Below are 17,829 nucleotides of genomic sequence, written 5' to 3'. Positions count from 1 at the left end.
GTCAAGATTGGTACCTTGAAAGTCTACATTCTGATAACATATCGGCTATTTTTAAAATCCGATTTTATTGAGAGTTTTAATGTCCACGCTTACCACGTTAAAAGAGCTTCTTGCCAAACGCATCCTAATTATTGATGGTGCAATGGGAACTATGATCCAACGCCATAAACTGGAAGAAGCTGATTACCGTGGTGAGCGTTTTGCTGACTGGGCATCTGATTTAAAAGGCAACAATGACCTTTTGGTGTTAACTCAGCCACAAATTATTCAAGGCATCCATGAAGCTTACCTAGATGCTGGTGCTGATATTATTGAAACCAATAGCTTTAACGGCACACGGGTTTCAATGTCTGACTATCACATGGAAGATTTAGTCCATGAGATTAACTTTGAAGCTGCCCGTCTTGCCAAAGCTGCTTGTGAAAAATACTCAACCCCTGACAAACCACGTTTTGTTGCTGGAGTATTGGGGCCAACATCACGTACCTGTTCTATCTCACCAAATGTGAATGATCCAGCATTTCGTAACATTACCTTTGATGAACTCAAAGAAAATTATATTGAAGCCACGCATGCTTTAATTGAAGGTGGCGCAGACATCCTTCTCATTGAAACGGTGTTTGACACCTTAAACTGTAAAGCAGCAATTTTTGCGGTAAAAGAAGTCTTTAAACAGCTTGGTCGTGAATTACCACTGATGATTTCCGGCACAATTACTGATGCTTCTGGTCGTACCTTAACAGGACAAACTGCAGAAGCATTCTGGAACTCTGTGCGTCACGGCGATTTATTGTCGATTGGATTTAACTGCGCCTTGGGTGCAGATGCCATGCGTCCACATGTCAAAACTGTATCAGATGTTGCCGATGTTTTTGTTTCAGCGCATCCAAACGCTGGCTTACCGAACGCATTTGGTGGCTATGATGAAACACCAGAAGAAACAGCAGCCTTCTTAAAAGAATTTGCTGAAAGTGGTTTGATCAATATCACTGGTGGCTGTTGTGGTACAACACCTGACCATATTCGTGCCATTTATAATGCGGTCAAAGACATACCACCGCGTAAAATTCCTGACATCAAGCCTGCATGTCGCCTCAGTGGTTTAGAGCCATTTAATATTTATGACGACTCATTGTTCGTCAATGTCGGTGAACGTACCAATGTCACGGGTTCTAAAAAATTCCTCCGTTTAATCCGTGAAGAAAACTTTGCCGAAGCACTTGATGTTGCATTACAACAAGTGGTTTCAGGCGCGCAAATCATCGACATCAATATGGATGAAGGAATGCTCGATTCGCAAAATGCGATGGTACATTTCTTAAATCTGGTTGCATCTGAGCCTGAAATTTCTAAAGTGCCAATCATGATTGACTCCTCTAAATGGGAAATCATTGAAGCAGGTTTAAAATGTGTACAAGGTAAACCTGTTGTTAACTCGATTTCCTTAAAAGAAGGTTATGACGAGTTTGTCCATAAAGCACGTTTATGCCGTCAATATGGTGCAGCTGTCATTGTGATGGCATTTGATGAAACCGGTCAGGCAGATACTGCCGCACGTAAACGTGAAATCTGTAAGCGTTCTTATGATGTGCTCGTGAATGAAATCGGTTTTCCTGCGGAAGACATTATTTTTGACCCGAACGTTTTTGCTGTCGCAACGGGGATTGAAGAACACAATAACTATGCTGTGGACTTTATTGAAGCAACAGGCTGGATTAAACAAAACTTACCACATGCCATGATTTCTGGTGGTGTGTCTAACGTGTCTTTCTCTTTCCGTGGCAATGAACCTGTTCGTGAAGCCATTCACTCTGTATTCCTTTACTATGCCATCAAACAAGGCATGACCATGGGGATTGTCAATGCGGGTCAAATGGCCATCTATGATGATATTCCTAAAGAGCTGAAAGCCGCTGTTGAAGATGTCATTCTTAACCAAAACCAAGGCGAAAGTGGTCAAGATGCAACTGAAAAATTGCTTGAAGTTGCTGAACAGTACCGTGGTCAAAGTGCTGCCCAAAAACAGGTTGAAAACCTTGAATGGCGTAATGAACCTGTTGAAAAGCGTCTTGAATATGCGCTAGTCAAAGGGATTACTAGCTTTATCGATGAAGATACTGAAGAAGCCCGTTTAAAGTCTAAACGTCCACTTGATGTGATTGAAGGTCCATTGATGGACGGTATGAATGTGGTCGGTGACTTATTCGGCTCAGGTAAAATGTTCTTACCTCAAGTGGTCAAATCTGCACGCGTGATGAAACAAGCCGTAGCATGGTTAAACCCGTACATTGAAGCTGAAAAAACAGGAAGCCAATCCAAAGGTAAAGTGTTAATGGCGACTGTAAAAGGCGATGTACACGATATTGGTAAAAACATTGTTGGTGTTGTGCTTGGGTGTAATGGTTATGACATTGTTGACCTTGGTGTCATGGTGTCTTGCGAGAAAATTTTACAGACTGCGATTGATGAGAAAGTCGATATTATCGGCTTATCAGGTTTGATTACCCCATCACTTGATGAAATGGTATTTGTTGCAAAAGAAATGCAACGCAAGGGTTTTAAAATCCCACTGTTGATTGGTGGCGCAACCACTTCGAAAGCACATACCGCAGTAAAAATTGATCCGCAATACTCAAATGATGCAGTGATCTATGTTGCCGATGCTTCTCGTGCAGTCGGTGTTGCAACCACCCTACTGTCTCCTGAAATGAAACCTAAATTTGTCGATGAACATCGTGCTGAATACGAAAAAGTACGTGAACGTATTGCCAATAAGCAACCGAAAGCAGCTAAATTGTCGTATACAGATTCCATTGAAAATGGTCTAAAAATTGACTTTGCCGCCAATCCACCCGTAAAACCTAACTTCATTGGTTTGCAAACCTTGACCCATTATCCACTTGATACATTGGTGGAATATTTTGACTGGACGCCATTCTTTATTTCTTGGAGTCTGGCAGGTAAATTCCCGAAAATTTTACACGATGAGATTGTCGGTGAAGCTGCAACTGATTTATATAATCAAGCTCAGGCAATGCTAAAAGACATTATTGACAATAAACGTTTCGATGCGCGTGCCGTTTTTGGGATTTATCCTGCAAACCGTTCAGCCGCAGACTCTGTTGAAGTGTTTAGCGAAGATGGTCAATCTGTAACCCATACCTTCCAGCATATTCGTCAGCAATCGGATAAAGTCACAGGTAAACCGAATTTGTCTTTGGCTGATTTTGTTGCAACCAAAGCACAAGCCGAAGACTACTTGGGTGGTTTCACCGTTTCAATTTTTGGTGCGGAAGAAATGGCGCATGAGTATAAGGCCAAAGGGGATGATTACTCGGCCATCCTTGCTCAGTCATTGGGTGATCGTTTTGCTGAAGCGTTTGCAGAACATTTGCATGAACGTATTCGTAAAGAGTTCTGGGGATATCAAGCAGATGAACAACTCTCTAATGAAGAATTAATCAAAGAGAAGTATGTCGGTATTCGTCCTGCACCGGGCTACCCAGCTTGCCCTGAGCATTCTGAAAAGGCGTCTTTGTTTGATTGGTTAGGCACCACGGATAAGATTGGTACCCAATTGACCAGCAGTTTTGCAATGTGGCCACCATCAAGTGTCAGTGGTTTCTACTATGCCAACCCACAATCTGAATACTTTAACGTGGGTAAAATTGCGTTGGATCAGCTAGAAGATTATGCAAAGCGTAAGAATTGGACTTTGGATGAAGCGAAGCGTTGGTTAGCACCGAATTTGGATGATTCAGTTTCTTAATTCGAAACCCTTTTATAAAATAAGAGCAAGTCCCTTTTTATTAAAGAGGGACTTGTACATAAATTGGGAGGCTTGATAGATTCCTCCCTTCAAGAAAAAGTTGATTTTAAATCCTTAACAATTTATTAAAAAATTTTTAAATAATTGAATTTTATAATGATTAAAGAACCCAAAGAATACTTTAATTAACGACTCTAATGCCTACAATAGATCTGCTCGCCATACAGCGAATGATAGAGGTAGCGGTTAGATTTTATTGCAATCATTTTTTCATGTATGATCATTTTATTTGGTCTGTAGAGATAAAACATGTTTGAGATCATTGATGATTTAAAAGCTAAATTAGATCAGCATCGACCTCTTTCATCTACAATTGTCAAAAATCTACACGAAGATCTCATATTACGTTGGACTTACCACTCCAATGCCATTGAAGGTAATACTTTAACCTTGTTAGAAACCAAGGTTGTCCTTGAAGGAATTACGATAGGTGGTAAGGCATTAAGAGAGCATTTTGAAGCGATCAATCATCGTGATGCAATTTTGTATGTTGAAGATATTATCAAAAGACAAGAACCCTTTTCAGAATGGCAAATTCGTAATATTCATCAATTCATCTTAAAAAATATTGATGATGAAAATGCTGGGCGATACCGTCAACAAAATGTCTTAATCTCAGGTGCTACGACTACCCCACCAGACCACACATTGCTCAATGATAAAATGGCTCAGTTTATTGATTGGTATAATCGTGATGCTCATAAATTACATCCGGTTGAACGAGCAGCCAAAGTTCATGCAGACTTTGTAGCGATCCATCCCTTTGTTGATGGAAATGGTCGCACATCTCGCTTATTGATGAACCTTGAATTGCTTAAAGCGGGTTATCCACCAAGTGTAATTACTGTAGAAAATCGATTAGCTTACTATGAAGCTTTAGATCAATGGATGGCGAATGATAATACTGGACCATTTATTCATTTGATTGCTGATGTCGTATTGGATGGGTTTAAACCCTATCAGATGATTTTAGGAATTTAAGAGGGAAACCTTATCCACTATAATCGCTAGGATCATTCAGGATGGAATGACCCAATTATTTACCCTGATCCTGTTCAGACACAAATGCCAATAGATAGATAGCAAGACATTAATTTTAATTGGTCTTTTAGAGATACAAGGCATTTAAATCAAATGCCCCTTGAATCCAAATACCTATTACTTTCTAAAATTAGACAACAAATTATTGGTAATCGACTTATTGTTTTCAACAATTCTGGTCTTTTTAGCCTTTGCTGATTGATCTTCAACACGCTCAATTTTGGTTGCTTTTAACTTGCCGTTATTTTCAACAACGATAAATTTAACTCTTTCATTTCGCTTTGGCTCACCCTCTGCAAGCGGGAAATCCGAAATATGAAAGAAAATATCTTGCTCAAGTCCACCAATAAAGCCAAACCCTCTATCGGCATCGTATTGTTTAATTTTTCCTTGCTGGAATTCAGGCTTCATACATATTACTCATCGCGGTACACAATCGGTGTATTATACCCTGATCTTGATCAATAGATAAAATAGCAAAAATTTGTCTTGATCTGTTGTCATTGCAGCCATAAAAAAGCCCACTTTTCAGTAGGCTTCTATACAACTTAAATTCTAATGTGCATGCCCTGCGCCAACATTACCTTTTGGTTTTGGACATAACCAAATAATCAATCCTGCGAAAATAAAGATCATCGCAAAGATCAAAAACACATGATTAACCGAAAGCGTTAAAGCCTCTTTATCCACCAAGTTGGAAATGGTACCCAACGCCATTTCAGGACTAAAACCACTGTTGACCAAATTACGTTGAGTTTCCTCAACATGCATGGTCGACACGATTTCACTGCGTGCCAGCTTGGTATGATCATCCCAAATGGTCACCGCAATAGATGCACCAATTGCCCCTGCCATGGTTCGCATAAAGTTCATCAAACCCGCAGCAGAAGCCACTTCATCTGGACGTACCACACCTAAAGCAATATTAGACAGTGGGATAAAGAAAAACGGTACCGCAAAACCTTGAATAATCTGTGGTAATGCCAGCGCCATAAAGTCAGCATCACTGGTCCAAAATGAACGCATTAATGTCACGCCACCCAAAATCATCAGCCCAAAACTGGACAAGGCTCTCGGGTCGTATTTAGTCGCAAGTTTGGCAACCACAGGCGACATCATCAAGCTACCAAAACCCATTGTCGCAGTCAGATAACCTGCCCAAGATGCGGTATAGCCCAAGTTAAGCTGTAACCATTGTGGAATAAGCACAATACTGCCAAAGAATGCAGCAAAGGCAAAAGCCAATGAGATTGTTGCGATGGTAAAACCACGGTATCGGAAAATTTGTATATTGACGATGGGATGTTTTTCATAATATTCCCAGATGAAAAAGGCAATAAATCCAACCACCAAAATCACAGCCAAAATACAAATAAAGCTGTTATTAAACCAATCCCGCTCATGCCCCAAATCGAGCATTAACTGTAATGCGCCAATCCAAACGATCAGCAGCGTTAAGCCAATGGTATCAATCGGGAGTTTAGCAATCGGTGTTTCAGCAACTTTTAATAGACGCATCACCCCAACAGCGCAGATCACACCCACTGGAATATTGATAAAGAAAATCCAATGCCATGACCAGTTATCACTGATCGTACCACCTAAAATAGGGCCTAGAATCGGTCCAACAACCGTCGTCATTGCCCACATCCCCATTGCTTGGGAATGCTTTTCGGGTGGGAAAATACGCATCAACAAAGTTTGACTAAGTGGCATGATTGGACCACCAAATAAACCCTGTCCGATACGGCAGATCACTAACATCGCCAAACTATTGGATAAGCCACAAAGAATTGAAAATGTGGTAAATCCAATTAAACTGATGGTAAATACCCGAACAGCACCAAAACGTCCTGCAAGCCAACCGGTTAAAGGTACACAGATGGCTTCAGCAACGGCATAGGAGGTGATCACCCAAGTCCCTTGAGAACTTGATACTGCTAAACTTCCGGTAATATGGGGCACAGAAACATTGGCAATGGTCATATCCAGTACGACCATAAAATTGGCAAGTGCTAAAAAGAAGGCGGCAAGAAGTAAACGCCCACCTTTAAGCTCACTTTGAAACGTTGCTGTATTCATAAGTGATTACTTCGCTGAAGAGGTATCAACCTCAGCATTCATGGATAAACCCACACGTAATGGATGCTCAGCCAACTCTTTAGGATCGAGTTTGATACGTACAGGTAGACGTTGAACCACTTTAATCCAGTTACCTGTCGCATTTTGTGCAGGAATCAACGCAAATGCTGAACCTGTACCACCAGAAAAGCCGATCACCGTACCGTGATACTCTACTTTCTTGCCATAGAGGTCTGAAGTGAGGGTTGCCTTCTGACCAACTTTCACATTTTGCAACTGACTTTCTTTAAAGTTTGCATCCACATAAAGTTCAGCCAAAGGCACCACTTTCATCAAACTTGTCCCAGGTGCAATACGTTGCCCCACTTGAATACTACGACGGGCAATCACACCATCTAACGGCGCTTTAATTTCTGTACGTTGTAAATCTAAAAGTGCTTGATCAAGTTTAGCTTGAGCCACCAATACATCAGGGGTTGAACTTTGTGAGGTCCCCCGAATTAAAGCTTCATTGGCATCTAAATTACTTTGTGCAGCTTTACGCTTAGATTCTGTTTGCGCCAATGCTGCTTTTGCCACATCGACATTTGCTTTGGCATTGTTTAAAGCACTTTGTGCTTTGCTAAATTCTTCTTTAGAGATTGCACCTGTCGCACTTAACTGCTGACGGCGGGCAAACTCTTGCTGTGCTTGTTGATATGCCACATCGGCTTGTGCCACTTGTGCTTTGGCACTGTTAATATCATCTGCACTGACTAAAATCTGTGAGGACAATGAACTGCTATTTGCCGAGCTTTGTGTATATTGACGCTTGGCTTTGGTCAACGCCGCTTCAGCTTCTGCAACAGCGATTTTTGCATCACGATTATCAATAATCGCAAGTACATCGCCTTTTTTCACTTGTTGAGTATCACTGACCAAAACCTCAGCAACTTGTCCGCTGACCATTGAGGTGATTTCAGCAGTTTCAGCACCGACATAGGCATTGTCCGTTTCAACAATATTGCCAAAAATAAAAGCCCAAATTGCATATAGAATTGCAGCTACAACAACAATAATGGCAAAAATCTTCAGCATTTTTTTACGTTTTTGTTTGGCTTCCAAATCCGCTTGCGCTTGATTTTCATCATTTGGAGAGGCATTCGTCGTTTGCGCGTCAGTCATCGCATGTTCCTAGCTTACTTGGACTTGTCAAAACATCTTTGCATTTTGGAGATATAAACTGAAAAACTGCTTAATCATATCTATATGACGTTGCTTGATGGTTGAATAAGTCAACTTCTTAAAATTGTGGTGCCCAATTTTACAGGTAAAAATCATATTATGAGAATAAAAATATTACTCTATAGTTTATCTTTATAAAAGAGGTCAATCTTATTGATATTCATATTTTTTTGAAAAAAAATAAGCCAGCAAAATATGTATTTTACTGGCTTATATTGACACAATGAATACAAAAGTGTACTGATTAGTACACTTAGTCAGCTTGATCAATAGGCATAAGAAGCAATGGCTGTTGCAATCGCCTTACCTTCATTGTTGAACATGGTCATACGCATGGTGCAACCTTTACGCCCCATTCTCAAGGTTTCAGCTTTGGCAATAAAGTATTCACCGCGCCCAGGTGCAAGATAATCCACACGCATATCGACTGTCGCTAAACGAGAAACTTTCTTTAATGTGTCTGGCAATTGGTCTGGTTCTGCACGTTTATACAGCTCCCCCATTGCCACAATTCCACCAATACTATCCAGCAATGTCGCGGCCACACCACCATGTAAAATTTGAAATGCGACATTGCCAATCAAATACGGTTTCATTTCGATATAGCCTTCAATCTCATCATTGACAACACGCATTTGCATATTGTTATGTGAAAAATAAGGCGAACCATTAAACGCTTTAGTGAGTTGGTTAAGCACCACATTTAAATCTGCTTTCGCACCTAAATGTAAATTACCAGTCCACTTTTTTTGCGATTCGCTAGGCGCAGAATCAGTTTTAGAAGAATCACTCATCATCATTTCGAAACCAATATTGAGAAAAATTTTCAGCTTTTTCCCAAAAAATATATGAAAGGGCTACAATATATGCCTAGTTTAATACTGAACATCGAGATTGTTATGACTTATACGTTCAATCGTCCTGCTTTTCCAGCTACTCGTATGCGCCGTATCCGTAAAAACGATAAGCTTCGAGCAATGGTAAGAGAGACTCAACTCACGGCAGATCATCTCATTTATCCAGTATTTGTACTTCCGGGACAAAACCAAAGCCAAGATGTACCAAGTATGCCAAATGTTCAACGATTGTCAGCAGACTTATTGTTGAAAAAAGCAGAAACCCTATTAGAACTTGGTGTATCAAAACTTGCCTTATTCCCCGTTACACCACAACAAGACAAAAGTTTAACAGCTGAAGCTGCGTGGCATGAAGACGGTTTAGTTCAAAATACTTTACGGTTGTTAAAAAAAGAACTACCTGAGATGGTACTCATCACGGATGGTGCATTAGATCCTTATACCACACATGGTCAGGACGGCATTATTGATGATACAGGCTATGTATTAAATGATGAAACAGTTCAATGCCTGATCAAACAAGCCTTAAGCCATGCTGAAGCAGGTGCAGATGTGATCGCGCCAAGTGACATGATGGACGGCCGTATTGGTGCAATCCGCCAAGCTTTAGAAAGTAACGATTTTATTTATACCAGCATCATGGCGTACTCTGCAAAATACGCATCTAGTTTCTACGGCCCTTTCCGCGATGCAGTTGGCTCATCATCCAACCTAAAAGGTGGTAATAAGTATAACTACCAAATGGATGTCGGTAATCGTGCTGAAGCACTGCATGAAATCGCCCTCGATATTCAAGAAGGTGCGGATATGGTGATTGTCAAACCAGGTATGCCATATTTGGATGTGGTACGTGAAGTTAAAGATACCTTTGGTGTCCCGACCTTTGTTTATCAAGTCAGTGGTGAATATGCCATGCTTGCAGCAGCCATTCAAAATGGTTGGTTATCTGAAAGCGTGATTATGGAATCATTGATGTGCTTCCGTCGTGCAGGTGCAGATGGTATTTGGACCTATTATGCGGAAGATGCAGCACGTCAGTTAAAAGAGATGAAGTAAATCATTCCTCCCTTGCAGAACTTATGGTTCCTCACCTTTAAAAAAAGGAAGCGTCCATTACTGATTCAGCCGTGGACGGAAAGTCCCCTCTTTCAAAAGATAAGTAGTATTGCTTTTGTAGGTGGGGATTAAAATTCTAAATTGGTACAGAATACACAATGCATATCGCCATTATCGGTGCTGGAGTAAGTGGCTTACTCAGCGCGCTTGAGCTTGTTGAACAAGGCTGCACCATCACCCTGTTCGATCAACAACATGCTGGACATGCTGCTTCATGGGCGGGTGGCGGTATTCTGTCACCCATGTATCCGTGGAGATATCCCAATGAAGTCAATCATCTGGCACAACACGGCAAACAACTTTACCAACAATGGAATGAGAAACTACAACCTAAAACAGGGATAGACTTTCAAATCCATGACACGGGAATGTTAATTTTTGACGAAGCAGATTTTGAGATTGGACTGAATTATAAAGACCAACATCAAGACCCCATGCAGCATTGTGAATACCTGCAAAGAGAGCAGCTTGAAACCGTCAATCCCCATATTTCAGCACAGTTTCAACATGCAATTTATTTTCCACATTTAGCCAATGTTAGAAATCCGCGACTTCTTAAATCACTGATCAGCTATCTCAAACAACACCCTCAAGTTGAAGTGTATGAAAATACATGGATCGAAAAATTTAATATTCAAAATCAAAAAATTCAGTCTGTTGAAAGTGCCAATGGACAACATTTTGTCGCAGACCAATTTGTGATTGCAACGGGTGCATGGTCAAATTGCTGGGCAGATCAATTACAGCTTTCGATCCCAGTAGAGCCTGTTCAGGGACAAATGATGTTATTTAAAACCCCTGAAAACTGGTTACCCACCATGTGTATGAACAATGTCATGTATTTGATCCCACGCCTAGATGGTCATATCGTATGCGGTTCAAGCATGGACCATATCGGATTTGATAAGCGTCCAAATGTACAAACACAACAAAATATTTATAAAGCCTGTATCGAAATGGTCCCTGAATTGGCAAACTTCCCCATCGTCAAGCAATGGGCAGGATTACGTCCAAGTTCACCGACAGGCATTCCATATATTGGAAAAATGCCTGAACTGAATAATTTATGGGCAAATTTTGGACATTATCGTAATGGCTTATGTATGGGACCGGCTTCAGCACAGCTATTAAGACAATTGATGCTCAATCAAGATACACGTGTTGATGCAAAAGCTTATTCAACCGAGCGATTAACAGCATACGCACCACTCACTCAGCAATCATCTTTTAGCTAAAAAGTGTTTGGTTTTGGCATGAAAGAATTAAAGAGAAGACGCTTAGCCGCTTCTCTCATCTAAAACGATTGATACAATTGCTGATGCCTATCCAGTGATTTACCAATAATTCTCTACAGCAATATTGCCTTCACCACGACGATTCATCGTTAAACCACGGGCTTTTAATGCGGCTTTGGTGTCATCTACCATTTGTGGGTTTCCACATAGCATGACATGAGTGGTATCTGCATTGAATTTTAAATCAGCGGCTTTTTCCAATTCACCATTTTCAATCAAAATTGGTAAGCGATCATGCAAGGCTGCATTGGGATCACGCGTAACAATCGGGATAAATTTAAAACCTGTATGCCCCTCACCAAAAAGCTGGGCAATCTCTTCGATCCGATCGACATAAGCCAATTCAGATTCAGTTCTTACGCTATACACCAAGTTGATTTTTTCGTACTTTGACCAAGTTTCAAAATCTTGTAGCATCGAAATAAAAGGCGCTAGACCTGTGCCCGTTGCCAATAACCACAAATCTTTAGGCAGTGGCAATTGATAACGTGCTAAAGTTAAGAATCCATAGGGGATTTTTTCCAAATAAAGCGCATCACCGACTTGTAGATGCTGTAAATTGGAGGTAAATGCACCGTCAGGAACAACGATTGAAAAAAATTCGAGTGTTTCATCAAATGGGGATGAAACCACGGAATATGCTCTTACCACCAAATCATCACCCACTTTTAAACCAATGCGAGCAAATTGCCCTGCGGTAAACTTAAAATGGGCAGGTCGAGTCATGGTGAAACTGAAAAGTGTATTGGTCCAACGCTGAACAGACAAAACCTTTTCTATGCTAAATTTTTCAATTGACATGATTTCTTCGTGGCATGAAACATAGTCCTCATGGTAGCATGACTATATAATCTATGAATATTAAAATGTTAAGGCTCTACTTATGCGAATGACTTTACGCCAGTTGGCGGTTTTTGTTGCTGTCGCTCAAGAAGGTACCGTGACCAAAGCAAGTGATGCGGTTCGGTTGACTCAAAGTGCGGCAAGTATGGCTTTGGCAGATTTAGAAGATGGACTGGGTGCTCCGCTTTTCGATCGTCTTGGTAAGCGCTTACAGCTTAATGATCTTGGTCGCTTCTTACTTCCTCAAGCTTTAGAAATTTTAGGTCGCTGTGAGGCTTTTGAACAAGCAGCCAAAGGTGAACTACAAAGTATTGATTTACGGATTGGTGCAACACTGACCATCAGTGATTATTTAATGCCCGACTTAATGGCAAACTTTTTACAAGTTCAACCTCAAGCGCATTTACAGCTCCAAGTCGGCAATACCCGCCAAATGATTGAAGCAGTCAACCAATTCCAACTCGATTTGGCATTGATTGAAGGTTCATGCTTCCTACCACAACTTCAATGTATTCACTGGCGCGATGACGAACTCGCGGTATGTTGTTCGCCTAATCATCCACTGGCAAATTTACATCGTGAATTAAAACAGTCTGACTTTCAGCATGTTGAATGGATATTACGTGAAGAAGGTTCTGGAACACGTGAAGTCTTTGACAATGCCATTCTAAAAGATCTTGAAGATGCCAATATCCGCTTAACCCTAGGTCATAATGAAGCGATTTTAAAAATTGTTGCTGGTGGTCTAGGAATGTCCTGTATTTCTAAATTGGCAATTCAGCCTTTGCTCGACAAAGGACAATTGGTGATTTTAAATACACCATTCTGGCAACTTGCTCGCCCGCTATATATGCTGGTACATCGTCAAAAGTACCAAGGACCGGGCCTAAGAGCCTTCCTAAAATTTTGTGAAAATGGTTAAAACGAAAGCTCCTCTTGGAGCTTTTATAGGGTCTGCTGACATTTCATAAATCGTTTAGGTTGTAGATTAAAATTAAGTAGGAGATGTATACGTCGTAATGCATGAATGAAAATAGTGAGGCTATTCTCGAGTTTCAATTTAGGCTGAGATAATTTTAGCCACAACCCTGAGCAAGAACAAAGCACTGCTTTGTTTGCAGCGCAAGGCGCAGCGGGGGACTAGCGTATTTTTTGCCGCTACGTTGTTGCGAACTATTCATTTAGAATGACTAAATTTCATACTTCGCGCCTAGTATCGCCTAAAAAACACACCCAGTCGCAAACGTATACGAATTATCATCAGACCCTCATTCTTAACTTAAAAGCTATTTACCAAATTGCCGTTCACATGGTCGACCATCATGGTTACCATCCATTTGTGTATTGGGGCAATTTTTAATAAAAAATACCGCTTCATCATAAGATGTCATTTGACTGCAATGGGTACGACCATCGCATTGATAAGGTGATTTTGCCGTTGATGCTGTTGTCGATACAGTTGTGTTGCTTTGTACGGATTCTGCTTCATCCTCTTTTTGCACTGAATGGTGATGACTATTTAAAGTTAAAGCATTTTGAGATTTTTCACTAAACTTTACCGGTTTGACATAACCAATCTCTTTACGCTGTTGCTCAACGATTTGCTTCTGTTGTTGTTCTAACAGCGCAAATTTAGCATGTTGTTCTTCCTGATAGGTTTGGTATTGATTCCATGTGGCAAAGCTAAAATAAACGAAACCAAAAACAATCACCAAAATCACCACAGACATAAAACCGAATTTCTGCCCTTCATTTTTGCTTCGTCTTAAAATATTTTTTTGCTTATCAATATTGATCTTCTTATTTTTTAAATCATTACTCATCGCAACATCTAAACGAATCATTTGATGTGCTTTCAATGTTCCATGTGCATTGATGATTACATATTTTATGGTTTCCCCTTTTTTCGGCTGACCACCTTCTTTTGGAAAATCAGCGATGTAAAATATTACAGATTGCGCTGAATTATGATCCAATAAAAGTCCGTAACCTTTATCATGATGATATTCAATGATTTGCCCCAAATAAAACATATAACTTCTCTTTTAAAATAAGTATGAATCGTAAAATATATTCAACTCGTTTCAGATGTTTAGTGTGAATATGCCTTTCGTTTCTGCTGTTTGATCTTGTCCTTTTGTTCTTGTTGATATTGTTGAAGTCTCATTTCAGCCTCAACTTTGTACTGCTTATAACGATCCATTGCATACATTACAGAACTTACCGCAATGAATATCACCACAGCGACGATCACCACCCAAGGATTCAATGTCATGCGTTTTTCAGATCGAATTTTCTTTACAGCTTGTTTGCGTTTGGAATATAGAAATTTAACTTTCAACTTTTGAATTAAACGTTGAAATGCAGTTAAATCCATATGCTTTTCAAGCAACTGCCGATCAATCTGGCTGTTAAAATATAAATTATCCCCTTTAAAATTTTGACCATTCTCCACCACATCTAGTGAGCTCAGCAACGTGGGGCTCTGATCCCCCTCCACAATTTCAATGTTTTGATTCGCCTCACCCACATCGACAACAGCAATTGCATGAATTTCTTCAACGGGTTTAATGTTATCAAATGTATGAGTTTCGTCTTTCAATTCAGTATTCTGGATAACTTTAACGGAAAGGTCAACTTGTGTTTGCGTTACAGGTTCAATCTCTTTGGCTTGATTTAAGTCTCCGTCCCTTTGTTCAATCGCTGGATTATTGATTATTGTTTGAATGGGTTCAATAACTGTTACTTTTTGATCTGCTACAACTAAGTTAATATCTAGAATAGTGTCAGGTAAAACGGCTTGCTCAGCCTGAGTTTTCGTTTGGGGGTTCAATAAGCCTTCATCAGCCAATCCCCTTCTCTTTTTCAGCGCTTTGCGAACATTTCTAATATGTTCATAGGCATTTTCTGAATAAAGATATGGAATAGAGGACTTATTTTTATCATTCACATAATTTTTATGATCTAAACGCACGATAAATTTAGCAAATAAACCATCACTCTGCTCTAAAACGACACATTTAATCCGCTCACCAATTTGAGGAAGAAGCAATTGATTTGAGAAATCTTCTAATTTAAAAACAACTTGTTGATGATGATCACTTAATTCAATTAGACCTTGCCCTAAATCATTATCGAAAAAGGTAACAGTCCCTTTCCTAAACATTTTTTATTCTCTTATCATTAAAAAGGAGGCCCCCTATAGCCTCCTTTGATCATACTAAATTTTAATCTTTTTGCACACTACCAAAAATTTTATCTCCAGCATCACCTAAACCTGGCACGATATAACCTTGTTCATTTAAACCTTGATCAATTGAAGCGGTAAAAATCGTTACATCTGGATGTGCGGCTTCAACACGTTTAATCCCTTCAGGTGCTGCAACCAAAACCATAACACGGATATCTTTACAGCCACTTGCTTTCAATACATCAATTGCAGCAACTAAAGAAGACCCTGTCGCCAACATCGGGTCAATAATCATGGCTAAACGATTTTGTACATCTGGAACCAATTTTTTATAATAGGTACGTGCTTCCAAGGTTTCTTCATCACGTTCTAAACCGAGAACTGAAACTTTAGCACTTGGGATGAGATTTAAAAAACCTTCTAACATGCCAATACCAGCACGTAAAATCGGCACTACAGTGATTTTTTTACCCGCAATTCTGTCTACTGTGACTTTACCGTTCCAGCCATCAATCTCATGATCACACACAGGTAAATCTTTGGTTGCTTCATAAGTTAAAAGCATGGTTACTTCTTGAGCGAGTTCACGGAAATTCTTAGTACTAATGTCAGCACGGCGTAATAAACCTAATTTATGACGAATAAGTGGATGACGAATTTCTTGAATAGACACGGGAGGACACCTAAAAGGATAAAAGTAAATTTCCATTATTATAAATGTTTTTTATATCAGAGATAAGAAAAGCCCTCAACGAATGAGGGCTTTTTTTGTTAATAGCAGGATTTTATTGCGATTAGTGTTGTTGGCTCATCAAGAAATGTAAAGGAGATAAAATTTCTGATTTCAACGCCAAGTTGATGATTGGATCTGGATAAACACCAATGATCAATACCAAAGCAGCAGCGCCGAGCACCATCAAACCACCCACTTTTTGTCCCCAATGATCAACCGCATCAATACGAGGATTATCTGGTGGAGTCATATACATCACGATCATCACACGTAAGTAGTAATACAAACCAATACCACTACCCACCACTACCATAGCAGCCAAGAACCAATGTTCTGTGGTTACAGCAGCAATCACCACCATAAACTTACCGATAAAACCAGCGGTTAATGGAATGCCTGCAAGAGAAAGCATCATCACTGTTAACGTCGCAGTCAGTACTGGACGACGCCAGAATAAACCACGGTAATCCGCAAGCGACTCAGCTTCATCAACATTGTTATATGGGCTCGACATTAACGCGACAGCACCAAAAGCACCGATCGTAGTTAAGGTATAAGTCACCACATATACACTTACACTGCCTAAACTTGCATAACCTAAACTAATCAAAGCAATCAATAAATAACCAAAATGGGCGATCGATGAATAACCCAAAATTCGTTTTAAGTTGACTTGACGTAATGCAAGGAAGTTCCCGACTAAAATCGAAAGTACAGCAATCACAGTTAATACAGTCACGATAGACGGTACAAGAATGAAACCTGAACTTAAAATAAAGCGTACCAATAAACCAATGGTTGCAACTTTAGCAACAGTTGCAAGATAGGTCGCGATTGGCGCAGGCGCACCTTGATAAACATCTGGGGTCCATTTATGAAATGGCGCCAACGATAATTTAAACGCAATCGCAATCACGATTAATCCTGAACCCAACAAAATCATTGGTTGAGCAAGGAAACCTTTTAACTGTTCAATAAAGTCAGCCAGAGACGCAATTTGTTGCGCTTGTGCTAACTGATTTCCATACAAACCTGGGAAGTCAGTAAATGACAATGTCCCTGTATAAGCATAGACGTATGCCATACCCATCAACAAGATTGCTGAAGCTGTTGCAGAAAGTACCAAATACTTTACGCCTGCTTCTAGCGATTTTCCACGCTGATGCGTATATGCCAATAAACCATACACAGGAATTGACAAAAGCTCTAAGCTAATAAAGAACGATGCATAATGAGAACTTGCCACCATCAACATTGCCCCTGTTACAGAGATCAACATCAAGATATAAAGCTCTTCACGATTATCTTTATACGTTTCAATATAAGCGTGAGATAACGTACAGCATGCGAGTGCAGCAACTACTGCAATAAATTGATAAAACAATGTAAATGGATCAACCACAAACATGTTCATCACATTTGATGGTGCAAATGAACCACCAAACATCATGAATAAAATATCAATTGCAGCAAGGTTTAGACCCACCACCGATGCAGTCGCAATCAAATTATGATTACGCTTGATCGAGGTTAGGATCATCACCACTACAGCGGTTAAAGCAACAATAAAAACTGGTGCTAAAGGCATGAGACCCGAAAATGACATAGTGAAGTTCATG

The 17,829-nt window shown here is 40.0% G+C and carries 14 protein-coding genes; 5 read left to right on the top strand and 9 right to left on the bottom strand.

The window, feature by feature from the left end; all coding sequences use genetic code 11:
* Positions 1-79 precede the first annotated feature (79 nt).
* On the top strand, positions 80-3,769 hold the full coding sequence (gene metH / locus FHR28_RS18005; RefSeq protein ID WP_166783211.1) for a methionine synthase: 3,690 nt from the start codon (positions 80-82) through the stop codon (positions 3,767-3,769).
* Between the two features lie 309 nt (positions 3,770-4,078).
* Positions 4,079-4,810 (top strand): Fic family protein, encoded by a 732-nt coding sequence (locus FHR28_RS18000; protein ID WP_004722801.1) that lies wholly within the window; start codon positions 4,079-4,081, stop codon positions 4,808-4,810.
* A 177-nt stretch (positions 4,811-4,987) separates the two neighbouring features.
* On the opposite strand, the gene FHR28_RS17995 is transcribed toward FHR28_RS18000, so the two are convergent.
* The 4 genes from FHR28_RS17995 to FHR28_RS17980 all read right to left on the bottom strand — a co-directional run bounded on the left by FHR28_RS17995 (position 4,988) and on the right by FHR28_RS17980 (position 8,976).
* Complete coding sequence (locus FHR28_RS17995) at positions 4,988-5,281, bottom strand: cold-shock protein (RefSeq protein ID WP_004819352.1); 294 nt, start codon at positions 5,279-5,281, stop codon at positions 4,988-4,990.
* Positions 5,282-5,425: 144 nt separating this feature from the next.
* Positions 5,426-6,952, bottom strand: coding sequence for a DHA2 family efflux MFS transporter permease subunit (locus FHR28_RS17990; protein ID WP_166783210.1), 1,527 nt, complete (start codon positions 6,950-6,952; stop codon positions 5,426-5,428).
* Positions 6,953-6,958: 6 nt separating this feature from the next.
* Positions 6,959-8,116 (bottom strand): HlyD family efflux transporter periplasmic adaptor subunit, encoded by a 1,158-nt coding sequence (locus FHR28_RS17985; RefSeq protein ID WP_004819348.1) that lies wholly within the window; start codon positions 8,114-8,116, stop codon positions 6,959-6,961.
* A 326-nt stretch (positions 8,117-8,442) separates the two neighbouring features.
* Positions 8,443-8,976: a thioesterase family protein gene (locus tag FHR28_RS17980; protein ID WP_004722808.1), complete on the bottom strand. Its 534-nt coding sequence runs from the start codon at positions 8,974-8,976 to the stop codon at positions 8,443-8,445.
* Between the two features lie 99 nt (positions 8,977-9,075).
* On the opposite strand from FHR28_RS17980, the gene hemB reads away from it, so the two are divergent.
* Positions 9,076-10,089, top strand: coding sequence for a porphobilinogen synthase (hemB, locus tag FHR28_RS17975; RefSeq protein ID WP_016539219.1), 1,014 nt, complete (start codon positions 9,076-9,078; stop codon positions 10,087-10,089).
* A gap of 158 nt (positions 10,090-10,247) precedes the next feature.
* Positions 10,248-11,384 (top strand): glycine oxidase ThiO, encoded by a 1,137-nt coding sequence (thiO, locus tag FHR28_RS17970; RefSeq protein ID WP_166783209.1) that lies wholly within the window; start codon positions 10,248-10,250, stop codon positions 11,382-11,384.
* Positions 11,385-11,483: 99 nt separating this feature from the next.
* Here the strand turns inward: thiO and FHR28_RS17965 are convergent, their stop codons facing one another.
* A complete protein-coding gene (locus FHR28_RS17965) occupies positions 11,484-12,245 on the bottom strand; it encodes a ferredoxin--NADP reductase (RefSeq protein ID WP_004722813.1) in 762 nt (253 codons plus the stop codon).
* 82 nt (positions 12,246-12,327) lie between these two features.
* Between FHR28_RS17965 and gigC the strand changes: the two genes are divergently transcribed.
* On the top strand, positions 12,328-13,209 hold the full coding sequence (gene gigC / locus FHR28_RS17960) for a LysR family transcriptional regulator GigC (RefSeq protein WP_004722815.1): 882 nt from the start codon (positions 12,328-12,330) through the stop codon (positions 13,207-13,209).
* 364 nt (positions 13,210-13,573) lie between these two features.
* Here gigC and FHR28_RS17955 read toward each other — a convergent pair whose 3' ends face one another.
* The 4 genes from FHR28_RS17955 to nuoN all read right to left on the bottom strand — a co-directional run bounded on the left by FHR28_RS17955 (position 13,574) and on the right by nuoN (position 17,828).
* Entirely contained in the window at positions 13,574-14,320 is a 747-nt protein-coding gene (locus FHR28_RS17955) for an excalibur calcium-binding domain-containing protein (protein WP_166783208.1), read from the bottom strand.
* A 59-nt stretch (positions 14,321-14,379) separates the two neighbouring features.
* Positions 14,380-15,453, bottom strand: coding sequence for a hypothetical protein (locus FHR28_RS17950; RefSeq protein ID WP_166783207.1), 1,074 nt, complete (start codon positions 15,451-15,453; stop codon positions 14,380-14,382).
* A gap of 61 nt (positions 15,454-15,514) precedes the next feature.
* On the bottom strand, positions 15,515-16,150 hold the full coding sequence (gene upp / locus FHR28_RS17945) for a uracil phosphoribosyltransferase (RefSeq protein WP_004722821.1): 636 nt from the start codon (positions 16,148-16,150) through the stop codon (positions 15,515-15,517).
* Between the two features lie 121 nt (positions 16,151-16,271).
* Complete coding sequence (gene nuoN / locus FHR28_RS17940) at positions 16,272-17,828, bottom strand: NADH-quinone oxidoreductase subunit NuoN (RefSeq protein WP_105713242.1); 1,557 nt, start codon at positions 17,826-17,828, stop codon at positions 16,272-16,274.
* Position 17,829 lies beyond the last annotated feature (1 nt).

The organism is Acinetobacter sp. BIGb0196 (genome assembly GCF_011759595.1).
Lineage (GTDB): Bacteria > Pseudomonadota > Gammaproteobacteria > Pseudomonadales > Moraxellaceae > Acinetobacter > Acinetobacter guillouiae.
The sequence above is the reverse complement of the archived record's forward strand: the minus strand, read 5'-3'. Positions and strand labels throughout refer to the sequence as shown.